This window comes from Actinomadura sp. 9N407 (assembly GCF_044326315.1).
GTDB lineage: Bacteria > Actinomycetota > Actinomycetes > Streptosporangiales > Streptosporangiaceae > Spirillospora.
On the sequence record NZ_JBIRAW010000036.1, the window covers coordinates 53,510 to 75,614 of the forward strand.

Annotated in this window: 20 protein-coding genes; 18 read left to right on the forward strand and 2 right to left on the reverse strand. The window is 71.7% G+C overall.

The window, feature by feature from the left end; all coding sequences use genetic code 11:
- The first annotated feature begins 91 nt into the window (after window positions 1–91).
- The 6 genes from ACH34Q_RS38940 (at window position 92) to ACH34Q_RS38965 (ending at window position 7,900) form a co-directional block, all read left to right on the forward strand.
- The gene (locus ACH34Q_RS38940; protein WP_395988204.1) at window positions 92–2,461 is read left to right on the forward strand and encodes an FAD-dependent oxidoreductase; all 2,370 of its coding nucleotides are present in this window, start codon (window positions 92–94) and stop codon (window positions 2,459–2,461) included.
- Window positions 2,454–3,665: a sarcosine oxidase subunit beta family protein gene (locus ACH34Q_RS38945; RefSeq protein WP_395988206.1), complete on the forward strand. Its 1,212-nt coding sequence runs from the start codon at window positions 2,454–2,456 to the stop codon at window positions 3,663–3,665. The genes ACH34Q_RS38940 and ACH34Q_RS38945 overlap by 8 nt, the downstream gene beginning before the upstream one ends.
- A gap of 13 nt (window positions 3,666–3,678) precedes the next feature.
- Complete coding sequence (locus ACH34Q_RS38950; protein WP_395988207.1) at window positions 3,679–3,960, forward strand: sarcosine oxidase subunit delta; 282 nt, start codon at window positions 3,679–3,681, stop codon at window positions 3,958–3,960.
- Entirely contained in the window at window positions 3,957–6,581 is a 2,625-nt protein-coding gene (locus tag ACH34Q_RS38955) for a 2Fe-2S iron-sulfur cluster-binding protein (RefSeq protein ID WP_395988208.1), read from the forward strand. Before ACH34Q_RS38950 ends, ACH34Q_RS38955 begins: the two co-directional genes overlap by 4 nt.
- Window positions 6,550–7,149 carry a sarcosine oxidase subunit gamma gene (locus ACH34Q_RS38960; RefSeq protein ID WP_395988251.1) on the forward strand — a complete coding sequence of 200 codons (600 nt, stop codon included), beginning with the start codon at window positions 6,550–6,552 and terminating at the stop codon, window positions 7,147–7,149. Before ACH34Q_RS38955 ends, ACH34Q_RS38960 begins: the two co-directional genes overlap by 32 nt.
- A gap of 199 nt (window positions 7,150–7,348) precedes the next feature.
- Window positions 7,349–7,900, forward strand: coding sequence for a Rieske (2Fe-2S) protein (locus tag ACH34Q_RS38965; protein ID WP_395988209.1), 552 nt, complete (start codon window positions 7,349–7,351; stop codon window positions 7,898–7,900).
- A gap of 143 nt (window positions 7,901–8,043) precedes the next feature.
- Here ACH34Q_RS38965 and ACH34Q_RS38970 read toward each other — a convergent pair whose 3' ends face one another.
- Entirely contained in the window at window positions 8,044–9,135 is a 1,092-nt protein-coding gene (locus ACH34Q_RS38970; RefSeq protein WP_395988210.1) for a mechanosensitive ion channel family protein, read from the reverse strand.
- 188 nt (window positions 9,136–9,323) lie between these two features.
- On the opposite strand from ACH34Q_RS38970, the gene uvrC reads away from it, so the two are divergent.
- From uvrC to ACH34Q_RS39020, 10 genes are all read left to right on the forward strand, one after another.
- Entirely contained in the window at window positions 9,324–11,378 is a 2,055-nt protein-coding gene (gene uvrC / locus ACH34Q_RS38975; RefSeq protein WP_395988211.1) for an excinuclease ABC subunit UvrC, read from the forward strand.
- A complete protein-coding gene (rapZ, locus tag ACH34Q_RS38980; protein ID WP_395988212.1) occupies window positions 11,375–12,256 on the forward strand; it encodes an RNase adapter RapZ in 882 nt (293 codons plus the stop codon). The genes uvrC and rapZ overlap by 4 nt, the downstream gene beginning before the upstream one ends.
- Window positions 12,249–12,383 carry a hypothetical protein gene (locus ACH34Q_RS38985; RefSeq protein ID WP_395988213.1) on the forward strand — a complete coding sequence of 45 codons (135 nt, stop codon included), beginning with the start codon at window positions 12,249–12,251 and terminating at the stop codon, window positions 12,381–12,383. The genes rapZ and ACH34Q_RS38985 overlap by 8 nt, the downstream gene beginning before the upstream one ends.
- Window positions 12,380–13,357, forward strand: coding sequence for a uridine diphosphate-N-acetylglucosamine-binding protein YvcK (gene yvcK, locus ACH34Q_RS38990; protein WP_395988214.1), 978 nt, complete (start codon window positions 12,380–12,382; stop codon window positions 13,355–13,357). The genes ACH34Q_RS38985 and yvcK overlap by 4 nt, the downstream gene beginning before the upstream one ends.
- Window positions 13,358–13,417: 60 nt before the next feature.
- Window positions 13,418–14,398 (forward strand): DNA-binding protein WhiA, encoded by a 981-nt coding sequence (gene whiA / locus ACH34Q_RS38995; protein WP_395988215.1) that lies wholly within the window; start codon window positions 13,418–13,420, stop codon window positions 14,396–14,398.
- Window positions 14,399–14,677: 279 nt separating this feature from the next.
- A complete protein-coding gene (gene gap, locus ACH34Q_RS39000; RefSeq protein WP_395988216.1) occupies window positions 14,678–15,682 on the forward strand; it encodes a type I glyceraldehyde-3-phosphate dehydrogenase in 1,005 nt (334 codons plus the stop codon).
- 42 nt (window positions 15,683–15,724) lie between these two features.
- Window positions 15,725–16,912: a phosphoglycerate kinase gene (locus ACH34Q_RS39005; protein ID WP_395988217.1), complete on the forward strand. Its 1,188-nt coding sequence runs from the start codon at window positions 15,725–15,727 to the stop codon at window positions 16,910–16,912.
- A 3-nt stretch (window positions 16,913–16,915) separates the two neighbouring features.
- Window positions 16,916–17,728, forward strand: coding sequence for a triose-phosphate isomerase (gene tpiA, locus ACH34Q_RS39010; RefSeq protein ID WP_395988218.1), 813 nt, complete (start codon window positions 16,916–16,918; stop codon window positions 17,726–17,728).
- 280 nt (window positions 17,729–18,008) lie between these two features.
- Window positions 18,009–18,248, forward strand: coding sequence for a preprotein translocase subunit SecG (secG, locus tag ACH34Q_RS39015; RefSeq protein ID WP_395988252.1), 240 nt, complete (start codon window positions 18,009–18,011; stop codon window positions 18,246–18,248).
- A gap of 179 nt (window positions 18,249–18,427) precedes the next feature.
- A complete protein-coding gene (locus tag ACH34Q_RS39020; RefSeq protein WP_395988220.1) occupies window positions 18,428–18,802 on the forward strand; it encodes an RNA polymerase-binding protein RbpA in 375 nt (124 codons plus the stop codon).
- A gap of 102 nt (window positions 18,803–18,904) precedes the next feature.
- Here ACH34Q_RS39020 and ACH34Q_RS39025 read toward each other — a convergent pair whose 3' ends face one another.
- Window positions 18,905–20,287, reverse strand: a complete 1,383-nt coding sequence (locus ACH34Q_RS39025; protein ID WP_395988221.1) for an acyltransferase family protein — start codon at window positions 20,285–20,287, stop codon at window positions 18,905–18,907.
- Window positions 20,288–20,437: 150 nt separating this feature from the next.
- Between ACH34Q_RS39025 and ACH34Q_RS39030 the strand changes: the two genes are divergently transcribed.
- Complete coding sequence (locus tag ACH34Q_RS39030) at window positions 20,438–20,938, forward strand: Lrp/AsnC family transcriptional regulator (protein ID WP_395988222.1); 501 nt, start codon at window positions 20,438–20,440, stop codon at window positions 20,936–20,938.
- A 109-nt stretch (window positions 20,939–21,047) separates the two neighbouring features.
- Window positions 21,048–22,049: a DMT family transporter gene (locus ACH34Q_RS39035; RefSeq protein ID WP_395988223.1), complete on the forward strand. Its 1,002-nt coding sequence runs from the start codon at window positions 21,048–21,050 to the stop codon at window positions 22,047–22,049.
- Window positions 22,050–22,105 lie beyond the last annotated feature (56 nt).

The window sequence follows — 22,105 nt, forward strand, 5'->3', positions numbered from 1 at the left end:
GTCCCCTGGCGGCCTACCGTGGTACGTGCATCAGTGTGTTGCGTATACCAGTTATTAGTTGCGGATGACGCAACGCATAGGGGGTGGCGTGATGGCGGAGCCCCGTGTGGTCATCATCGGTGCCGGCATCGTCGGGTGCGCCCTGGCCGAGGAGCTGACCCGGCGCGGCCGGCGGGCGGTGACCGTCCTGGACCAGGGGCCGCTGTTCGCCACCGGCGGTTCGACCTCGCACGCGCCCGGGCTGGTCTTCCAGATCAATCCGGTCAAGGCGATGGCCGAGTTCGCCCGCTACACCGCCCGCAAGTACGCGGCGCTCGGCGCGTTCGACCAGGTCGGCGGGCTGGAACTGGCGGCGACTCCCGAACGGCTCGCCGAGCTTCACCGCAGGCGGGGCTGGGCCGAGTCGTGGGGCATCGGCGCCCGCGTCCTCGCACCGGACGAGTGCGCCCGCCTGCATCCCCTGGTCGATCCCGGCCGGGTGCTCGGCGGCCTGTACGTGCCGTCCGACGGGATCGCCCGTGCGCTCGACGCTGCGGCGGCCCAGGCGGCGGCCGCCAGGGAACGCGGCGCCGCGTTCCACGGCGGCCGCGAGGTCCTCGACCTCACGATGGAGGGCGACCGCGTCACCGGGGTCGTCACCGGCGACGGCCCGGTCCCGGCCGACATCGTGGTCTGCTGTGCCGGGATCTGGGGCCCGAGGATCGCGCGGATGGCGGGGGTGACGCTCCCGCTGACGCCGCTGGCCCACCAGCTCGCCTGGACCGATCCGATCCCCGCGCTGGCCGGAGCGGAGCAGGAGGCGGTGCATCCGATCCTGCGGCATCAGGACGCCGGCCTGTACTTCCGTGAACGGTTCGACCGGCTCGGCGTCGGCAACTACGGCCACCGGCCGCTGCCCGTCCGCGCCGAGGACCTGGGCGGGACGGCGACGCTCGCGTTCACCGAGGACGATTTCGCCGAGGCACGGTACGAAACGCGGTGGCTGTTCCCGGCTGCCCGCGAGGCGAAGTTCGAGGAGGGCATCAACGGGCTCTTCTCGTTCACTCCCGACGGGCTGCCGCTGATGGGTCCCGCGCCCGAGGTCGACGGCCTCTGGGTGGCCGAGGCCGTCTGGATCACCCACTCGGCCGGTGTCGCGCGGGCCATGGCCGAGTGGATGACTGGGGAGAAGCCCACGACGGCGGTACGCGAGTGCGACATCGGGCGCTTCGAGACGCACCAGCGTGCTCCGGCGTACGTGCTGGCCCGCGACTGCCAGAACTACGCCGAGGTCTACGACATCATCCATCCGCTGCAGCCGATGGAGGATCCGCGCCCTCTGCGTACGACGCCGTTCCATCAGCGCGAACGCGAGCTCGGCGCGGCCTTCCTGGAGGGGACGGGCTGGGAACGCCCCCAGTGGTACGCGGCCAACGCGCCCTTGGTCGAGGGGCGTGACATTCACGAGCCGGGGGATTGGGCGTCGCGCTACTGGTCGCCCATCGTCGGCGCGGAGGCGCAGGTGACGCGGGAACGCGTCGCCCTGTACGACATGACCTCGCTCAAGCGCATCGAGGTGTCCGGCCCTGGGGCGCTGGCCCATCTGCGCCGGATGACGACCGGAAAGCTGGTGCGCGGCCCCGGCTCGGTGACGTACTGCCTGATGCTGGACGAGCACGGTGGCATCCTCAGCGACGTCACGGTGGCATGGCTGGGGGAGGAGGAATTCCAGGTCGGCGCCAACACCGTCATGGACGCGGCCCACCTGGCGCGTTCAGCACCGGAGACCGTGGTCGTACGGGACGTGACGGCCGGGACATGCTGCGTCGGAGTGTGGGGCCCCCGCGCCCGTGACCTGGTGCAGCCGCTGACCGACGACGACCTGTCCAACGAAGCCTTCCGGTACTTCCAGGTCCGGCGTGTACACATCGGCATGGTGCCGGTGACGGCACTGCGCGTGTCCTACGTCGGGGAACTCGGCTGGGAGCTGTGCACCACGGCCGACATGGGTCTCAAGCTGTGGGACACCTTGTGGGGCGCGGGCCGCGCGCACGGCCTCATCGCGGCGGGGCGCGGCGCGTTCAACAGCCTGCGGCTGGAGAAGGGCTACCGCTCGTACGGGATCGACATGACCAGCGAGCACGACCCGTACGAGGCGGGCCTGGGCTTCGCCGTCCACGATTCCGCCGTCCACGGCAAGGACCCCGAGCGACCGCGGCCGGCCAGGCGCCTCACCTGCCTCGCTCTTGATGAGGTGGTCATGGGCAGGGAGCCTGTGTACATGCGAGACAGGCCGGTCGGGTACGTCACCAGCGCCGCCTGGGGCCATACGGTGGGGCACGGCATCGCCTACGCGTGGTTGCCCTCCGACCTGGCCGTGACGGGAGCGGACGTGGACATCGGCTACTTCGACCGGCGCGTACCGGCCGTCGTCGCGCGAGAGCCGCTGTTCGACCCCGGGATGGAGCGGCTGCGTGGCTGATGACACCCACCCCGAGTTCCTGTGGCGGGACCGCGAGCCGAAGAGCTCCTACGACGTCGTCATCGTGGGCGCCGGAGGGCACGGGCTGGCCACCGCCTACTACCTCGCACGCGATCACGGAATCACGGACGTCGCCGTGCTGGAACGCGGCTGGCTGGCCGGCGGCAACATGGCCCGCAACACCACCATCATCCGTTCCAATTACCTCTGGGACGAGAGTGCCGCGATCTACGAGCACTCTCTGAAACTGTGGGAAGGCTTGGCGGACGAGCTCGATTACGACCTGATGTTCAGCCAGCGGGGCGTTCTCAACCTCGCGCATTCTCTCCCTGATGTGCGGGAGGGAACGCGCCGCGTCAACGCCAACCGCCTGAACGGCGTCGACGCCGAATGGCTGTCCCCGGACGACATCAAGAAACTCGTGCCGATCCTGAACACGAGCCGGTCGGTGCGGTTCCCGGTGCTGGGCGGTACGTTCCAGCCGCGCGGCGGGATAGCCAAGCACGACCACGTGGCCTGGGGCTTCGCGCGGGCCGCCGACGCGCTCGGCGTTCACCTCGTCCAGAACTGCGAGGTGACCGGCTTCCGGCGAACGAAGGGTTCCGTCACGGCAGTGGAGACCTCAAAGGGCGTCATCGGCGCCGGACGGGTTGCACTCTGCGCGGCCGGGCACACGTCCGTGCTAGCGGAAATGCTCGGATTCGACCTCCCCGTGCAGAGCCACCCCCTCCAGGCACTCGTCTCGGAACTGCTGGAACAGGTCCTGGACACGGTCGTGATGTCGAACGCCGTCCACGTGTACGTGAGCCAGGCCCACAAGGGGGAACTGGTCATGGGCGCGGGCGTCGATTCGTACAACGGATATGGGCAACGCGGCTCGTTCCATGTCATCGAGCAGCAGATAGCGGCGGCCGTCGAACTCTTCCCGGTCTTCGCCCGGGCGCACGTGCTGCGCACATGGGGCGGCATCGTGGACGTCACCCCCGACGCCTCGCCCATCATCGGCCCCACCCCGGCCGGGAACGTCTTCGTCAACTGCGGGTGGGGCACGGGCGGATTCAAGGCCACGCCCGGTGCGGGCCGGGTCTACGCCGACACCCTCGCCCATGGCCGGCCGCATCCGCTGGCCGAACCGTTCGGCCTGGAACGCTTCACCACCGGAGCGCTCATCGACGAACACGGCGCCGCCGCCGTGGCCCACTAGCGGGAGATACCGGATGCTGCTCATTCCCTGCCCCTGGTGCGGCGAGCGTGACGAGACCGAGTTCCGGTACGGAGGCGAGGCGCACATCGCCTTCCCCGCCGATCCCGAAGACGTGGACGACGCCGTGTGGGCGCACTACCTGTTCATGCGCGACAACCCCAAGGGATGGTTCCGCGAGCGGTGGGTGCATTCGGACGGGTGCCGCCGCTGGTTCAACCTCGTCCGCCACACGGTGACGTATGAGATCGCCGGTTCGTACCGGCCGGGCGATCCGCCGCTGGAAGTGCCCACATGAGCGGCCCGTTCCGTACGGCCGTGGGCGGCGACCGCATCGACCGTACGCGGAGCATCATCGTCACCTTCGACGGTACGGACTACCCGGCACACCCAGGGGACACTCTGGCGTCGGCGCTGCTCGCGCACGGCGTGCGCACAGTGGGGCGCGGTCCGTACACCGGGCGCCCTCGCGGCGTCTACAGCGCAGGGTTCGAGGAGCCGAACGCGTTCGTCCAAGTGGAGTCGGGGCCTGGCGAACCCATGGTGAACGCCGCCCGGCTGGAGGCCTACGACGGCCTGCGCGCCTCGTCCCTGACCCATGGCAAGGGACGGCTCGTCGACCGCCCCGACACGAGCCGGTACGACAAGGTCCATGCCCACTGCGACGTGCTGGTGGTCGGAGCCGGGGAAACCGGACGCGCAGCCGCCCGCAGCGCGGCCGAGGCCGGTGAACGCGTCATCCTGGCCGACTCCTGGCCCGTCCCACTGGACACAGATCCGTTCCCCGAACTGACTGTGCTTTCTGAACTGCTTGTGCTGCCCCGCACCACGGTGACCGGCTACTACGACCACGGCTACCTCATCGCGGTCGAACGCCGTACCGACCACCTGGGCGACGCGGCACCCGCACACATGGCCCGTCGCCGCCTGTGGCACATCAGAGTGGGCCGCGTGCTGCTGGCCACGGGCTCCCTGGAAAGGCCGATCCTCTTCCCCGGCAACGACCTGCCCGGGATCATGCTCGCCGGGGCGGCCGCCGCGTACGTGAGCCGGTACGGCGTGCTGCCCGGACGCAAGGCCGTGGTGTTCGGAGCCCACGACGGAGCCTTCCTGGCCGCGTCCGAACTGTGGGACGCCGGAGTCGAGATCGTCCACGTCGCGGACGCCCGTGAAGGGCACGCCGTCGCCGACACCGAGGCCGACGAGCACGGCGTGCTGCGCGCCGCGTACGTCACCGCACCGGGAGGCGGCCCACCGGAACGCGTCGAATGCGACCTCCTCGCCGTCTCCGGTGGCTGGAGCCCCGACCTGAACCTGTACGCCCAGGCGGGCGGGCGGACGCTGTGGTCCGACGAGCACTCCGCGTTCGTCCCCGGCGGCGGGCCGCGCGGTGATGTCCAATATGTTGGCACCCTGCCCGAGGGGCGGCCGGGCCCGGTGACCGAGCCGGACGGCGACGCGGGGCGGGTCTTCGTGGATCTCCAGCGGGACGCGACCCTCGCCGATCTCCGCCGCGCCCAGGGCGCGGGGCTGTCGTCCGGCGAGCACGTCAAGCGCTACACCACGATCGGGACCGCCGCCGACCAGGGCCGCACGTCCGCGACGATCACGGCGAGGATCCTGCGGCAGAGCACCGCGACCACGCAGCGCCCGCCGATCGAGCCGGTCCCGTTCGCGCTGCCGGCCGGGCGCGAACGGGGCGACCTGCTGGCCCCGGTACGCCGGACGCCGATGCACGCCTGGCACGAGGCCCACGGCGCGGTCTTCGAGGACGTGGGGGAGTGGAAGCGCCCCTGGTACTACCCGCGAGACGGCGAGCCGATGGAGGACGCCGTGCTGCGCGAGTGCCGGGCGGCACGCGAGCGGGCCGCCGTCCTGGACGCCTCCACCCTCGGCAAGATCGACGTGCGGGGCCCGGACGCCGCCGCGTTCCTCGACCGGATGTACACCGGGACGATGTCGACGCTGGCGGCGGGCCGCTGCCGATACGGCGTCATGTGCGGCGCGGACGGCATGATCTTCGACGACGGTGTCGCCGCCCGGCTCGGCCCCGACCACTTCCACCTGACCACGACCACCGGCAACGCCGGCCGCGTCCTGGACCGGCTGGAGGAATGGCTCCAGACCGAATGGCCCGACCTGCGGGTCCGCTGCACCTCGGTCACCGACCAGTGGGCGGTCGCCGCCCTCGTCGGCCCCCGCTCGCGAGACGTCCTCGCGGCGCTGGACCTGTCCCTGGGCCGGGGCGACGGCGGATTCCCGTTCATGGCGTTCCGCCGGGCCAGGGTCGCGGGGCTGGACGCCCGGATATTCCGGATCAGCTACAGCGGCGAGCTCGCCTACGAGATCAACGTCCCCGCCTGGCACGGCCTCCGGCTGTGGGAGGCCCTCATCACGGCGGGCGAGCCGTACGGGATCACGCCGTACGGCACCGAGACCATGCACGTCCTGCGCGCCGAGAAGGGCTACATCGTCGTCGGCCAGGACACCGACGGGACCGTCACGCCGTACGACGCGGGACTGGGCTGGGCGGTGGCGCGGCACGGCGACTGGATCGGCCGCCGATCGCTGCGCCGCCCCGACACCACCCGCTCGGACCGCAGGCAACTGGTCGGGCTCAGACCGCTGGACCAGACGATCGTCGTCGCGGAGGGGGCCCAGCTCGTGGCCACCGCCGAACCCGGCGTGGCGACCGGGCCCGTTCCCATGCTCGGGCACGTGACCTCGTCCTATCGAGGGACGACCGGCTCCTTCGCGCTCGCCCTGGTCACCGGCGGGCTGGAACGCCAGGGCCAGACGCTCTACGCCGTCGACGGCGGGCGTTCGGTGCCCGTGGAGGTGACCCATCCGGTCCACTACGACAGGGAGGGGAGCCGACGTGACGGCGATGACCAGCGCGATCGCCCAACTACTGCCTGACCTGATCGCGGCCGACCCGCCCGCGCCCGCCCGTGCGCCCGGCCCGGTCCGGCTACGCGAGATCCCCTTCCCGGCCCAGGTGGAACTGCGGATCGACGACGAGGAGTCCGCCTCGTTCGAGCCCCGGGCCGGCCAGTTCCTCGGCTGCGGCATGCCCGGCCCCGGCCACGCCACCGGGGACGGCTCGCCGCACGTGCTGTGGCTGGGACCCGGCTGGTACCTGATCGTGGACCGTACGGGATGCGCGCCCGGCCTCCTGGCGGGCCTGCACGACGCGCTCGGCGGCGAATGCGGCGGCGTCTGCGGCTCGGCCGTGGACGTGTCGGCCGCCCGGACCATACTGGAGCTGTCCGGCCCCGCCGCCCCGGCCGTCCTCAGCCACGGCTGCCCGCTAGACCTGCATCCCCGCGTGTTCGTCCCCGGCCGCTGCGCGCGCACCCGCCTCGCCCAGGTGCCGATCGTCCTGCACCAGACCGGCGCCGGTGAGTACCGCCTGCTGGCGGCGTCCTCGTACGCCGTTCACCTGGTGCACTGGCTGCGCGACGCCATGATCGAATATCTTGGCTGAGAACGCGCAGGCCAGAGCCTTGCCGGAAAGGTCACCCGGTACAGATTGAACCTTCAAACGCGCCCGTACGTACTCTCCGGTGAGAGTCGAGGCGCGCGCGGCGGCCGTGCGGGCCCGCATCCGACACCCCGCATCGCACCCGCCCGCGTTCCACACGGACCCGCATCCCACACATGCATCCCGAACATGGAGGAGACCCATGGCACAGGCGCCCGCACCGCGGACGGACAGCTCCGAGGCGCCGCCCGCGGCCGAACCGGCCACCGCGGGAACACCTGTCGCTGGAACACGTGTCGCCGGAACACCGGCCGCCGGGACACCGGACGGCAACACCCGGCGGGGAGTCCTGATCGGGGCGGGCCTCGCCGGCGTGGCCGGGCTGGCGGCGGCCTGCGGCGGCGACGAGGGCGGCGGCGGCACCTCCGGTGACCCGAGCGGCGGCGAGGGGGGCCAAGGCGGCAGCGCCGCCGGCCTCGCCAAGACCGCCGACATCCCGGTCGGCGGCGGCAAGATCATCGAGGGCGAGAAGATCGTCATCGTGCAGCCGGTGCAGGGCCAGTTCAAGGCCTACTCCACCAAGTGCACGCACCGCGGCTGCCCGGTGGACTCGGTCTCGGGCGGCACCATCAACTGCCCCTGCCACGGCAGCAAGTTCAAGATCGCCGACGGTTCGGTGGCCACCCCGCCCGCGACCGAGCCGCTGGCCGAGAAGCAGATCAAGGTGGAGGGCGACCAGATCACCCTCGCCTGACCTGGCGGAACAGGCACAGTGCAAGGGGGGAGGGGTGCGCGCCGGGCGCCGTTCAGGCCCGGGGCCCGGCACGCACCCCAGCACCGCACCCAGTGTCACATCCCAGTGCCGGTCGTGACCGCTGACCGTGCCGCCCGCCGTCGTCAGCCGCCGTCCCAGGGCCTCTTGGCCATGGAGACCGCACCGGCTCCGTTGCTCTCGCCCGCCCCGGGCAGCTCCGTACGGAAGCGCGGCAGCGAGGCGGGGTGCTTGTCGCGGATGTAGGCCACGAAATGCTCCCGCACGGCGCAGCGCAGGCCCCAGCAGGCGTCGTCGTCGGCGGCGCTCATCATGGCGCGCACCTCGATCAGCCCGTTCGGCGTCACGTCGGTCACCAGCAGGTTCCAGTCGCGGCGGTCCCACATCGGGTTGTCGCGCAGCATCTCGTACAGCTCGGTGCGCAGTTCCTCGACCGGCACCGTCCAGTCCACGTAGAACATGACGGTCCCGAGCAGCCGGTTGGTACGGCGGGTCCAGTTCTCGAACGGCTGGTCGGTGAAGTAGGAGACGGGCAGGATCAGCCGCCGGTCGTCCCAGATGCGCACCACCACGTACGACAGGGTCAGCTCCTCGACCCGGCCCCACTCGCCCTGCACCACCACGACGTCGTCCAGCCGCAGCGCGTCGCTGAAGGCGATCTGCAGGCCGGCGAACAGGTTGCCCAGCGCCGGCCGGGCCGCGATCCCGACGACCAGCCCCGCCACACCGGCCGAGGCCAGCATCCCGGCGCCCAGCGCCCGCACGGCCGGGAACGTGAACAGCGCCGCCCCCACCGCGACGACCACGATCACGGCCGCGGCGATCCGGCGCAGCAGCAGCATCTGGGTCCGCGCCTTGCGCGCCCGGCGGTTGCGGTCGCCCTCGATCCGCATCAGCCTGTCCAGGGCGGGATCGGTCAGCGCGTACGAGATCCGGATCAGCAGCCAGGTGGTGGCGCCGATGGCCGCGATCTTGAGCAGCTGCCGCACCGCGTTCTCGACCGAGTCGCCCAGCAGGTGGTACGGCATCGCGGCGGTGGCGCTGATCACCGCGGCGAACACGAACGCCGGCGCCGCGCAGCGCCGGGCCGCCTCCCCGGCCGCAGGCCGGCGCGTCGCCAGCCGGCCGCCGGCCAGCAGCCGGCGCACCCCCTCCACGGCGATCACCGCGGTGGCCACCACGGCCGCCAGCACGATCCAGCTCCAGAACGCCGACACGATGCCTCCCGACCTCTCCTCCCGACCTCCCGGCCGCTTGATCGTTCCCAGAACCGCTCTTGTCCGACCCTATGCGTACCTTCGCACGTCCCTTTCCGATGATCGAGGGGCTGAACGAGACCTCTGTCACCGGCCGGAGGCACCGCGGAACGCGCCGGTTGTCGGCCCGGCCTACTAGGCTTTCGGGCGTGGCAGACCCCGCGACCTACCGACCCGCCCCGGGGTCCATTCCGGACTCACCGGGCGTGTACCGCTTCCGTGACGAGCACGGGCGGGTCGTCTACGTGGGCAAGGCCAAGAACCTGCGCTCCCGGCTCGGCTCGTACTTCGCCGACTTCGCCGGCCTGCACCCGCGCACCCAGACCATGCTGCGCACCGCGGCGGGCGTCGACTGGACGGTGGTGGGCACCGAGGTCGAGGCCCTCCAGCTGGAGTACTCCTGGATCAAGGAGTTCGACCCCCGGTTCAACGTCCGTTACCGCGACGACAAGTCCTATCCCTATCTGGCGGTCACCCTCGACGAGGACTACCCGAGGGTGATGGTGATGCGTGGCGCCAAGCGCAAGGGGGTGCGCTACTTCGGCCCCTACTCCCACGCGTGGGCGATCAGGGAGACGGTCGACCAGCTGCTGCGGGTGTTCCCCGTCCGCACCTGCCGCCCGGGGGTGTTCAAGCGGCAGCGCCAGCTCGACCGGCCCTGCCTGCTCGGCTACATCGGCAAGTGCTCCGCGCCGTGCGTGGGACGGGTCACGCCCGAGGAGCACCGGCTGCTGGCCGAGGACTTCTGCGACTTCATGGCCGGCAACACCGGCCGGTTCATCAAGCGGATCGAGCGCGACATGCGCGAGGCCGCCGCCTCCCAGGAGTACGAGCGGGCCGCGCGGCTGCGCGACGACATCCGCGCCCTGGAGCGGGCCCTGGAGAAGCAGACCGTGGTGCTGCCCGACAGCACCGACTGCGACATGATCGCCTTCGCCGAGGACGAGCTGGAGGCGGCCGTCCAGGTGTTCTACGTGCGCGGCGGCCGGATCCGCGGCCAGCGCGGCTGGGTGGTCGACAAGGTCGAGGCCGTCACCACCGCCGACCTGGTCGAGCACTTCCTGCTGCAGACCTACGGCGACAGCGAGTCGGTGCCCCGCGAGGTGCTGGTCCCCACCCTGCCGCCGGAGGAGGAGGCGCTGGCCGAGCTGCTCGCCGAGCAGCGCGGCGGCCCCGTCCGGGTGCGCGTCCCGCAGCGCGGCGACAAGAAGGCCCTGCTGGAGACCGTCGCCCGCAACGCGATGGAGGCCCTCAAGCAGCACAAGACCCGCCGGGCCAGCGACCTGACCACCCGCAGCCGGGCGCTGTCGGAGCTCCAGGAGGCCCTGGAGCTGCCCGAGGCGCCGCTGCGGATCGAGTGCTACGACGTCTCCAACCTGCAGGGCTCCAACGTCGTCGCCTCCATGGTGGTGTTCGAGGACGGGCTGGCCCGCAAGAGCGAGTACCGCCGGTTCTCGATCAAGGCCGTGGAGGGCCAGGACGACGTCCGCTCCATCCACGAGGTGATCAGCCGCCGGTTCCGCCGCTACCTGGCCGAGAGCGAGAAGTTCGGCGAGCTGGACGCGATCGGCGACGACCCCGAGCAGCGCGCCCGGCAGCCCGACGACGCGGCCCACCAGCCGATCGACCCGGAGACCGGCCGGCCGCGCAAGTTCGCCTACCCGCCCAACCTGGTGATCGTGGACGGCGGCGCGCCGCAGGTCGCCGCCGCCCGCCGGGCGCTGGCGGAGCTGGGCATCGACGACATCGCGGTCTGCGGCATCGCCAAGCGGCTGGAGGAGCTCTGGCTGCCCGCCGATCCCGACCCGGTCATCCTGCCGCGCAACAGCGAGGGCATGTTCCTGGTCCAGCGGGTCCGCGACGAGGCGCACCGGTTCGCGATCACCTTCCACCGCCAGCGGCGGTCCAAGGCCATGACGATGAGCGAGCTCGACGACGTACCGGGGCTGGGGCCGGCCCGGCGGTCCGCCCTGCTGAAACATTTCGGGTCGCTGAAGCGGTTGAAGGAAGCGACGCCCGAGCAGATCGCCGAGGTCCCCGGCATCGGCCTGCGCGGCGCGACACAGATCGCAGCGGCCCTGCACGGCGGCGCCGCCGGCGGCGGGACCGGCGGTACCGGGGATGACAGTGCCGCCGACCACAGTGCCGCTGACCACAGTGCCGCTGACCACAGTGCCGCCGAAACCAGGGGGGAGCCGAGTTGACCACCACCGATACCCAGATCCCGGACATCGTGATCGTCACGGGCATGTCCGGGGCGGGCCGCAGCACCGCCGCCAAGTCGCTGGAGGACCTCGACTGGTTCGTGGTCGACAACCTGCCGCCCGGCCTGCTGGCCACGATGGCCGATCTGGGCGGCCGGGTGAAGGACGCCGTGCCGCGGATCGCCGTGGTGGTCGACGTGCGCAGCCGCGCGTTCACCGAGGACCTGCACTCCTCCATCGCCGAGCTGGAGACGCGCGGCGTCCATCCCCGGGTGGTGTTCCTGGAGGCCGGCGACGACGACCTGGTCCGCCGGTTCGAGAGCGTGCGGCGCCCGCACCCGCTGCAGGGCGACGGCCGGCTCGTCGACGGCATCGCCCGCGAGCGCGAGCTGGTCCGCGAGGTCCGGGCCGAGGCCGACCTGGTGCTGGACACCAGCGGGCTCAACGTGCACGAGCTGCGCGCCAAGATCGTCGGCTTCTTCGGCAACGACACCGGCGAGTCCACGCTGCGCGCCACCGTGGTCTCGTTCGGCTACAAGTACGGGCTGCCGGTGGACGCCGACCTGGTGGTCGACTGCCGCTTCCTGCCCAACCCGCACTGGGTGCCCGAGCTGCGGCCCAAGACCGGCCGCGACACCGCCGTCCGCGACTACGTGCTCGGCCAGCGCGGCGCCAAGGAGTTCCTGGACGCCTACACCGAGGTGCTGCGGCTGCTGGCCGACGGCTACGAGCGCGAGGGCAAGCACTACGTGACGCTGGCCGTCGGGTGCACGGGCGGCAAACACCGTAGTGTGGCCATGGCGGAGCAGATCGCCGCCCGGCTTCGGGACGAGGGCATCGATGTACAGGCGACCCATCGCGACCTCGGCCGTGAGTGAATCCGGGCAGGTCCCGGACGGCGAGCAGGGCGGCGTGGACGGAAGCGGCACGAGCGATATCGGCCCGGACATCAGCAGCCCAGGCATGAACGGCACGGGTACGAACGGCACGGGGGTGGCGGTGTGAGCCAGGCCGGTCCCGGTGGTGAGGGACCCGGCGTCGTGGCCCTGGGCGGCGGGCACGGCCTGTACGCCTCGCTGTCGGCGCTGCGCCGGGTGACCGGCAGGCTCAGCGCGGTGGTCACCGTGGCCGACGACGGCGGCTCCAGCGGCCGGCTGCGCCGCGAGCTGGGCGTGCTGCCCCCCGGCGACCTGCGGATGGCGCTGGCCGCGCTGTGCGGCGACGACGAATGGGGCCAGACCTGGCGCGACGTCGTCCAGCACCGCTTCCGCAGCCAGGGCGACCTGCGCGAGCACGCGGTCGGCAACCTGCTGATCGTCGCGCTCTGGGAGCTGCTGGGCGGGGACGCGGCGGGCTCGACCGTGGCCGGGCTCGACTGGGTCGGGCGGCTGCTGGGCGCGCAGGGCCGGGTGCTGCCGATGGCCTCGGTCCCGATGGACATCGTCGCCGAGGTACGCGGCGCCGACCCGTCCCGTCCAAGCGAGGTGACCCGGGTCAAAGGGCAGGTGGCCTGCGCCAAGACGCCCGGCACCGTGCTGAGCATCTCGCTGGTCCCCTCCGATCCGCCCGCCTGCCCCGAGGCCCTGCGGGCCGTCGAGGACGCCGACTGGGTGGTGTTCGGGCCCGGTTCCTGGTTCACCAGCGTGCTGCCGCACCTGAAGGTCCCCGAGCTGGCCCGCGCGCTGATGACCACCCGGGCGCGGCGGCTCGTCGCCCTCAACCTCGCGCCGCAGCCGGGGGAGACCGACGACTTCTCGCCGCAGACCCACCTGGAGGTGCTCCAGGCGCACGCGCCGGGGCTGCGCGTCGACGTGGTCCTGGCCGATCGGGCGGTGGTGGACGATCCGGGCGCGCTGGACAAGGCCGTCCAGGACCTCGGCGGCCGGCTGGTGCTGGCCGACGTGGCCGCCGACGACGGCTCGCCACGTCATGATCCGGCCCGGCTGGCCCAAGCCTTCGTGAAGATTTTCCGTGAGTGACGTCCGGCGCGGCCGACATCGGCCACACTGCTGGAAGTTCCTAGGGGGAGGGTGCCAAGCATGGCGATGACCGGTGTGGTGAAGGACGAACTGAGCAGGCTCTCGGTGCTGAAACCGTGCTGCCGCAAGGCGGAGGTGTCGACCCTGCTGCGGTTCGCGGGCGGCCTTCACCTGGTCAGCGGGCGGATCGTGATCGAGGCCGAGATCGACACCGGCTCGGCCGCGCGGCGCCTGCGCAAGGACGTCGCCGAGGTCTTCGGCCACACCTCCGACGTGGTGGTGCTCGCGCCCAGCGGGCTGCGCAAGGGCAACCGGTACGTCGTGCGGGTCTTCCGCGAGGGCGAGTCGCTGGCCCGGCAGACCGGCCTGATCGACAACAACGGCCGTCCCGTGCGCGGGCTGCCCCGGCACGTGGTCGCGGGGGCGGCCTGCGATGCCGAGTCGGCCTGGCGGGGGGCTTTCCTGGCGCACGGCTCGCTGACCGAGCCGGGCCGGTCGATGTCGCTGGAGGTCACCTGCCCCGGCCCCGAGGCCGCGCTGGCCCTGGTCGGCGCCGCCCGCCGGCTCAAGATCCACGCCAAGGCCCGGGAGGTGCGCGGCGTCGACCGGGTCGTGGTCCGCGACGGCGACGCGATCAGCGCGCTGCTCACCCGGCTCGGCGCGCATGACAGCGTGCTGGCGTGGGAGGAGCGCCGGATGCGCCGCGAGGTCCGGGCCACCGCCAACCGGCTGGCCAACTTCGACGACGCCAACCTGCGCCGCTCGGCCCGCGCCGCGGTCGCCGCCGGCGCCCGGGTGGCACGCGCCCTGGAGATCCTCGGCGAGGACGCGCCCGAGCATCTGGTGAGCGCCGGCCGGCTGCGGCTGGAGCACAAGCAGGCCTCCCTGGAGGAGCTCGGCCAGCTCGCCGAGCCGCCGCTGACCAAGGACGCCATCGCGGGCCGGATACGGCGCCTGCTGGCGATGGCCGACAAGCGCGCCCAGGATCACGGCATCCCCGGCACCGACGCCAACCTCACCGCCGACATGCTCGCCACCTGACGGCCGGCGGGACCGCGCTGGTCGGGCGGGCGCATTCCCCCGCGCGGGGGAGGCCGGTTCACCCGCGATATCCCACGGCGCCGGTGCCGGGGACGGGCGGGGCATTCGATAGGGTCGGAGGCGGGGCAGGCTCCGGATCCACGCGGTATCCGTGGAGTGCCGGGAGCAGCGCCCGCGCAGGACCGACACCGCAGGACCCCAGCAGTACTTGTGCAGTATCCAGGCAGCGAAGCCCGGTCCCGGCCGGGCGCGAGTCGACGTATTGAGGAGAGCCGTTCCGTGACCATCCGAGTAGGCATCAACGGTTTCGGCCGGATCGGCCGTAACTTCTTCCGCGCGGTGCAGGCGAGCGGAGCCGACATCGAGATCGTGGCGGTCAACGACCTGACCGACAACGCCACCCTCGCCCACCTGCTGAAGTACGACAGCATCCTGGGCCGGCTCGGCCAGGAGGTGAAGGCCGGCGCGGACGAGATCGTCGTCGGCGGCAAGTCGATCAAGGCGTTCGCGGAGCGCGACCCGGCCAACCTCAAGTGGGGCGAGCTCGGCGTGGACGTCGTGGTGGAGTCCACCGGCTTCTTCACCGACGCCGCCAAGGCCAAGGTGCACGCCGACAACGGCGCCAAGAAGGTCATCATCTCGGCTCCGGCCAAGAACGAGGACGTCACGATCGTGATGGGCGTCAACGACGACCAGTACGACCCGGCGGCGCACACGGTGATCTCCAACGCCTCCTGCACCACCAACTGCCTCGGTCCGATGGCCAAGGTGCTGAACGACACGTTCGGCATCGAGAAGGGCCTGATGACCACGATCCACGCCTACACGCAGGACCAGAACCTGCAGGACGCGCCGCACAGCGACCTGCGCCGCTCGCGCGCCGCCGCGATCAACATCGTGCCGACCTCCACCGGCGCCGCCAAGGCCATCGGCCTGGTGCTGCCCGAGCTGAAGGGCAAGCTCGACGGCTACGCGCTGCGGGTGCCGGTGCCGACCGGCTCGGCCACCGACCTGACCGTCACCGTGGGCCGCGAGACCACCGTCGAGGAGGTCAACGCGGCGCTCAAGGCCGCCGCCGACGGCCCGCTGGCCGGGATCATGACCTACACCGAGGACCCGATCGTCTCCTCCGACATCGTCACCGACCCGGCCTCCTGCATTCTGGACTCCGGGCTGACCAAGGTCATCGGCGACCAGGTCAAGATCGTCGGCTGGTACGACAACGAGTGGGGCTACTCCAACCGCCTCACCGACCTCGTCAAGCTGGTCGGCTCCCAGCTCTGATCCACCCGTCCCGCCGTGCATCCGGAAGGACATCGCACTCCGATGCGTACCATCGACGATCTCGACGTGGCCGGGAAGCGGGTCCTGGTCCGTACGGACCTGAACGTTCCGCTGGAGGACGGCCGGATCACCGACGACGGGCGGATCCGGGCCAGCGTCCCCACGATCCAGGCGCTGCGCGACAGGGGCGCCCGCGTCATCGTCTGCGCCCACCTCGGCCGTCCCAAGGGTGAGGTCAAGCCCGAGTTCTCGCTGGCCCCCGTGGCCGCGCGGCTCGGCGACCTGCTCGGCACCGAGGTGGCGTTCGCCGCCGACGTGGCCGGCGACTCCGCCCGCGCCGCCGCCGAGGGCCTGGCCGACGGCCAGGTCGCGCTGCTGGAGAACCTGCGCTTCGAGGCCGGGGAGACCAGCAAGGACGACGCCGAGCGCGGCGCGTTCGCCGACCGCCTCGCGGCCCTGGCCGAGCTGTACGTCGGGGACGGGTTCGGTGCCGTGCACCGCAAGCACGCGAGCGTCTTCGACGTGCCCCGGCGGCTGCCGCACGCGGCCGGCGGCCTGATCGCGACCGAGGTCGAGGTCCTCAGGAAGCTCACCGAGGACGTCGCGCGCCCGTACGCCGTCGTGCTGGGCGGCTCCAAGGTCTCCGACAAGCTCGGCGTGATCGACAACCTGCTCGGCAAGGCCGACCGCATCCTGATCGGCGGCGGCATGGTGTTCACCTTCCTCAAGGCCCAGGGCCATGAGGTCGGCGGAAGCCTGCTGGAGGAGGACCAGCTCGACAGGGTCCGCGAGTACCTGCGGCGCGCCGAGGAGTCGGGGGTGGAGTTCGTGCTGCCGGTCGACATCGTCGCCGCCACCGCGTTCGCCGCCGACGCACGGCACGACATCGTCGCGGCCGACGCCATCCCGGCCGATCGCCTCGGCCTGGACATCGGGCCCGAGTCCGGCAAGCTGTTCGCCTCCCGCCTGGCGGACGCCGGCACCGTCTTCTGGAACGGCCCCATGGGCGTGTTCGAGATGGAGCCGTACTCCCACGGCACCCGCGCCGTCGCGCAGGCCCTGCTCGACTCCGGCGCGTTCACCGTCGTGGGCGGCGGGGACTCGGCGGCGGCGGTACGCACCCTCGGCTTCGACGAGACCGGCTTCTCCCACATCTCCACAGGCGGCGGCGCCAGCCTCGAGTACCTCGAAGGCAAGACGCTGCCCGGCCTGCAGGCTCTGGAGGACTGACGCATGGCCCGCAAGACACCCGCTTCCAAGCCCGCCGGACGCAAGCCGCTGATGGCCGGCAACTGGAAGATGAACATCAACCACCTCGAGGCCATCCGGCTCGTCCAGCATCTGGCGTTCGGCCTCAAGGACACCGACCACGACGCCGTGGACGTGGCCGTGCTGCCGCCGTTCACCGACCTGCGCTCGGTGCAGTCGCTGGTGGACGCCGACAAGCTGGAGATCACCTACGGCTCCCAGGACATCTCCCCGCACGTCTCCGGTGCCTACACCGGCGAGATCTCCGGGGCGATGCTGGCCAAGCTGGCCTGCTCGTACGCCACGGTCGGGCACTCCGAGCGCCGCCAGTACCACCGCGAGGACGACGCGCTGGTCAACGCCAAGGCGCGGGCCGCGCTGGCCAACGAGATCACGCCGATCGTGTGCGTGGGCGAGGGCCTGGAGGTCCGCAAGGCCGGCCGGCACGTCGAGCACACGCTGGCCCAGGTGGACGGCGCGCTGGACAAGATCCCCGCCGACCAGGCCCGCACCCTGGTGATCGCGTACGAGCCGGTCTGGGCGATCGGCACCGGCGAGGTGGCGAGCAAGGAGGACGCGCAGGAGGTCTGCGCGGCGATCCGGGGCAGGCTCGCCGAGCTGTACGACGGCGAGGTCGCCGATGACGTGCGTATCCTGTACGGAGGCTCGGTCAAGGGCGGCAACATCGCCGGGATCATGGCGCAGCCCGACGTGGACGGCGCCCTGGTCGGCGGTGCGAGCCTGGATCCGGCCGAATTCATCAAGATCTGCCGGTTCCGGGACCACCAGGTCGGCTGATCGGTCCCGTCCCGGGGCCGTTCGGTGCCGTTCCGGGCCTGTTCCGGGTCCGAACGGACCCGGCCGGGCCCGTTCCGGGGTGATCAGATCTGATCAATTCGGTCGCGGTCCGGGAGTTCTTGCCGAACCAGCGGGAAGTTCGTCGTACCCTTCGTGATGACGGGCCAATCGCCCGGCAGACCGCGTCCGTGAACCGGCGCTCCGCACGAACACCGGTTCACTTGAACAACAAGCGCCCCGCTGCGGCGGGGTCGGCCGGAAGAGGCACTCAACAGTGGCAATCATCGCAACGTCCGCCGTGCTCCTGCTCACCAGCCTGCTGATGGTGGTGCTCGTGCTCGCGCACAAGGGCAAGGGCGGCGGGCTGTCGGACATGTTCGGTGGCGGCGTCACCTCGTCGCTGGGCGGCTCCTCGGTGGTCGAGCGCAACCTGGACCGGCTGACGGTGATCACCGGCGTCGTCTGGTTCGCTTCGATCATCGTCCTCGGGCTGCTGTTCAAGGGCAAGGGCGTCGGCTGAGCAGGTCACGCCGAGCAGCAGACCGTGCTGAGCGGGTCGGCCGAGCAGGCCGTGCTGAGCTGAGCAGGGCGTGCTGAGAGCAAGTCGTACAGAGGTACAGAACACCGCATTGACAGACGCGAAAGGGCCCGCGCCGCGCGGTCAGGGCGGCGCGGGCGCACACGAGCGAGGAGTAATCCGTGGGTAGTGGCAACGCGATTCGGGGCAGCCGTGTCGGGGCCGGTCCAATGGGAGAGGCCGAGCGGGGCGACGCAGCCCCCCGGGTCTGGGTGACCTTCTACTGTGCCAACCGGCACGAGACCCGTCCCAGCTTCGCGACCGACGTCGCCGTGCCCGACACCTGGGACTGCCCCCGTTGCGGGTTCCCGGCGGGCCAGGACTCGGACAACCCCCCGGCTCCCCCCAAGACCGAGCCTTACAAGACGCACCTGGCGTACGTGAAGGAGCGGCGCAGCGACGAGGACGGCGAGGCCATCCTCGAGGAGGCGCTGTCCAAGCTCCGCCAGAAGCGCGCCGCGGTCAGGGCCGCAATGGAGTCCGCCGGGCGCGTCTGAACGGCACAGCGGGCGCCTCAGCGTCCTCCCCGCGCCTCAGTGCTCGGCCGAGACTCAGTGCTTGTGAGACTCAAAGCTTGTGAGACTCGGCCGTTGTGAGACTCAGGGCGCGGCGGGTACGGCCCGGTTCCTCGATGGGGAGCCGGGCTCGACGCTTCCCACCCCTTCGACGCTTTCCATCCCGGCGTCCACGGGAGGCGGCGCGGGTGCGGTGCGGCGGGCCAGGCGGCGCCCGTAGCGCTGCAGCGGGGCCTCGACGATCCGGTACGTGATCTCGCTCACCAGCAGGACCAGGATCAGGTACGGGACGAGCAGCAGCGGCCGGTCGCTGCCGGGCCGCCCGATGATCACGTCCAGTACCGCCAGCAGCAGCGGATGCACCAGGTAGACCGAGTAGCTGATCACTCCCAGCCGGGCGAGCCGGCGCGGGACCTTCCGATGCCGCAGCGCCATCCCGGCGGCGAAGACCAGCGCGGTCACCACGAACGTGATCACCCAGGACCGTTTGAGGATCTCGGGGCTCTGGCCGGGTGCCCAGACGGTGATGTGCCACAGCCCGGCGACGACGGCCGCCGCCAGGACGGCCCCGGCGGCGACGGCCGCGCCCCGGACCCGGATCTGGCCCTGCTCGGCGCGGTGGATCGCCGTACCGGCGAACATGACCCCCAGCAGGACCAGGCCCTCCCAGGGCTGGACACGGCCGTTCAGAAGCACCAGCGCGGCCGCGAGCCCGCCGCCCAGCAGCGCCCCGGCGCGGCTCACCGCCGGCCGTCCGGAACAGGCGGCCCCGATCGCCACCACCATGATCACGAAGCCCGCCACCGCGACCCGGGTGACGCCGAACCGGTCCGACAGCGCGGCGGTGGGCAGCACGACCGCCAGGCTCAGCGCGGCCAGTGCCAGCACCGTGGTGATGACGGAAGAGTGCCGGTTCAGCCGCCCGGCCGCGAACAGCGCCACCACCAGCAGGTAGAAGGCCATCTCGTAGGAGAGCGTCCACAGGACGTTCAGGGCGCTCGGGACGGCGAACAGGTCCTGCATCATCGTCAGATGCGCGAGCACGGCCGCGACGGGGTCGAAGCTCGTGCCCAGGCCCTGGCGCAGCGGGGTCAGTCCGGTGAGGGCCAGCAGCAGCGTGCCGCCCAGCACCACCAGCAGCAGCGGGTAGATCCGGAACAGCCGGCTGATCCAGAACCGGCGCAGCGAGCCGGTCCGTTCCAGCGAGGCGGGGATGATGTAGCCGCTGACCAGGAAGAAGACCAGGACGCCCGCTTCGCCGGGGTCGAACCAGCGCAGGATCTCGTGCCGGAACTGCGGCAGGTAGTGGTAGCAGCCGTGGTGGACGGCGACGATCAGGGCCGCGATGCCGCGCAGCGCGTCCAGCCATCCCAGCCGGGCCGTCCCGCCGCCCGCGGCGGGCGTTCCGGCGGGCAGGCCGGTGGGCCGGGACGCCGGGGCCCCGGGGGTGGGATGTCCGGATTTCATGGCACGCCGAGAGTAGTCGACCCCATTCGCCCGTCCTGCCGGAAGAGGCGCGATATCACCGGATGTTCAGCAAACTCTCAGCGGGCCCGGAGGGAGGCTCCAACGCCGCTCCCTCGGCGCCGGAACGGATCCACCGCATAATATTCGGAGATGACCTCCATGGACGCGGTGGATCAGGCGATCCTGCGCCGGCTGCAGCGCGACGGCCGGCAGACGAACCGGGAACTGGCCGACGCGGTGGGCATCGCGCCCTCCACGGCGCTGGAGCGCACCCGCGCGCTGCGTGCCCGTGGCGTGATCACGGGCTTCCGCGCGAGCGTGGACCTGGAGGCGCTGGGACGCGGCGTGCAGGCGCTGATCTCGATCCGGATCCGGCCGCAGTCGCGGGAGGCCATCGAGTCGACTCGCGACCACATGGCGGCGATGCCGGAGACGCTCGGCGTGTTCGTGGTGACCGGTGCCGAGGACATCCTCGTGCACGTGGCGGTGCCGAGCACGCAGTACCTGCGTGACTTCGTGCTCGACCGGCTGGCCCGGCGCAAGGAGTTCGTGGACGTGCGCACCACCGTGGTCTACGACTACGTGCAGCCCGCCGAGCAGTCCGAACTTCCCACGCCGGAACGCCGCGACCGCCGAACTCCCTACGCCTGACGCCGCACATCCACCCCGTGTGCCGAACAACCACCGGGCTCAGACTACGCATCCGAATGAAGTACGGACTCTGGAGCTGGATCCCGCACTTTCTCCTAGCGTCAGAGCCATGGACCAACGAAACGATTTCTCCGGCGTGCTGCTGGTTCTGGCCGCCGGGATCCTGTGGGGGACCGTCGGCCCGGCCCAGGTGCTGGCGGAGTCACCGGCCTCTCCGGTAGCGCTCGGGGACGCCCGGATCCTGTCGGGCGGCCTGCTGCTGGCGGCGTTCGTCCTGGCCACGGCCCCGCGCGCGTTCCGGGGGCTGACCAGGGCGACCTGGCGGCCGCTGCTCGCCGCCTCCGCCGCCACGGGGATCTTCCAGCCCGCGTTCCTGACCGCGGTCGACCGTACCGGCGCCGCCGTGGCCACCGCCATCGTCTTCGGCCTGGTCCCGGTCACCACCGGCGTGTGCGAGCGCCTGGTCCTGCGTACCCGGCTGACCCGCCGCTGGACGTACGGGACGGCCTGCGCGATCGCGGGCTGCGCGCTGCTGATGATGCCCGGCGCCGCCGGCTCGCCCGATCCGCTGGGACTGGGACTCGCCCTGATCGCCGGATGCTGCTTCGGCGTCTACACGGTGTCGGCCAAGATCCTGTCCGGCTGCGAGATCAACATGGCCGCCGCCGTCGCGGTGACCCTGCTGATCGGCGGCACGGCCCTGCTGCCCTGGGCACTCCTGAACGATCTCTCTGGCCCGACGGACCTGACCGGCCTGGCCGATCTGACCGACACCCGTTCGCTGGTCCTGATCGCGTGGCTGGGCCCGGTCGCCACCACCGTCGCGTACATGTGCTTCGTCATCGGCCTGCGGCGCGTCACCGCCGCCACCGCCGGAACGCTCAGCCTCGCCGAACCGCTGGTCGCCGCGCTGCTGGCCCTGGCCGTTCTGGGCGAGCGGCTGCCGCCCCCGGCGGCCGCCGGCGCGATCGTGCTGCTGGGCGGGCTCGTGGTGGTGTCCGTTCCCGGCCGTCTCCGCCGATCGCCCCGGGCGAGGAGCGACGGCCCGCTATGCTTGCCGGACGTTACTGGCGCAGACAAGGTGGACTCGACCACCGGGGAGCGAAGCTAGTCCGCACACCGCGCGCCTGGGTGTACGGACCCCTCAGCCGGGGGTCCGCGCATCCA

Coding starts and splice junctions, on each gene's coding strand:
- ACH34Q_RS39025 (WP_395988221.1), bottom strand. CDS start 20,287: ATGAAATCCGGACATCCCACCCCCGGGGCCCCGGCGTCCCGGCCCACC.
- whiA (WP_395988215.1), top strand. CDS start 13,418: ATGGCGATGACCGGTGTGGTGAAGGACGAACTGAGCAGGCTCTCGGTG.
- ACH34Q_RS38950 (WP_395988207.1), top strand. CDS start 3,679: ATGCTGCTCATTCCCTGCCCCTGGTGCGGCGAGCGTGACGAGACCGAG.
- ACH34Q_RS39030 (WP_395988222.1), top strand. CDS start 20,438: ATGACCTCCATGGACGCGGTGGATCAGGCGATCCTGCGCCGGCTGCAG.
- ACH34Q_RS38940 (WP_395988204.1), top strand. CDS start 92: ATGGCGGAGCCCCGTGTGGTCATCATCGGTGCCGGCATCGTCGGGTGC.
- tpiA (WP_395988218.1), top strand. CDS start 16,916: ATGGCCCGCAAGACACCCGCTTCCAAGCCCGCCGGACGCAAGCCGCTG.
- ACH34Q_RS39035 (WP_395988223.1), top strand. CDS start 21,048: ATGGACCAACGAAACGATTTCTCCGGCGTGCTGCTGGTTCTGGCCGCC.
- ACH34Q_RS38955 (WP_395988208.1), top strand. CDS start 3,957: ATGAGCGGCCCGTTCCGTACGGCCGTGGGCGGCGACCGCATCGACCGT.
- ACH34Q_RS38960 (WP_395988251.1), top strand. CDS start 6,550: ATGACCAGCGCGATCGCCCAACTACTGCCTGACCTGATCGCGGCCGAC.
- ACH34Q_RS38965 (WP_395988209.1), top strand. CDS start 7,349: ATGGCACAGGCGCCCGCACCGCGGACGGACAGCTCCGAGGCGCCGCCC.
- ACH34Q_RS39005 (WP_395988217.1), top strand. CDS start 15,725: ATGCGTACCATCGACGATCTCGACGTGGCCGGGAAGCGGGTCCTGGTC.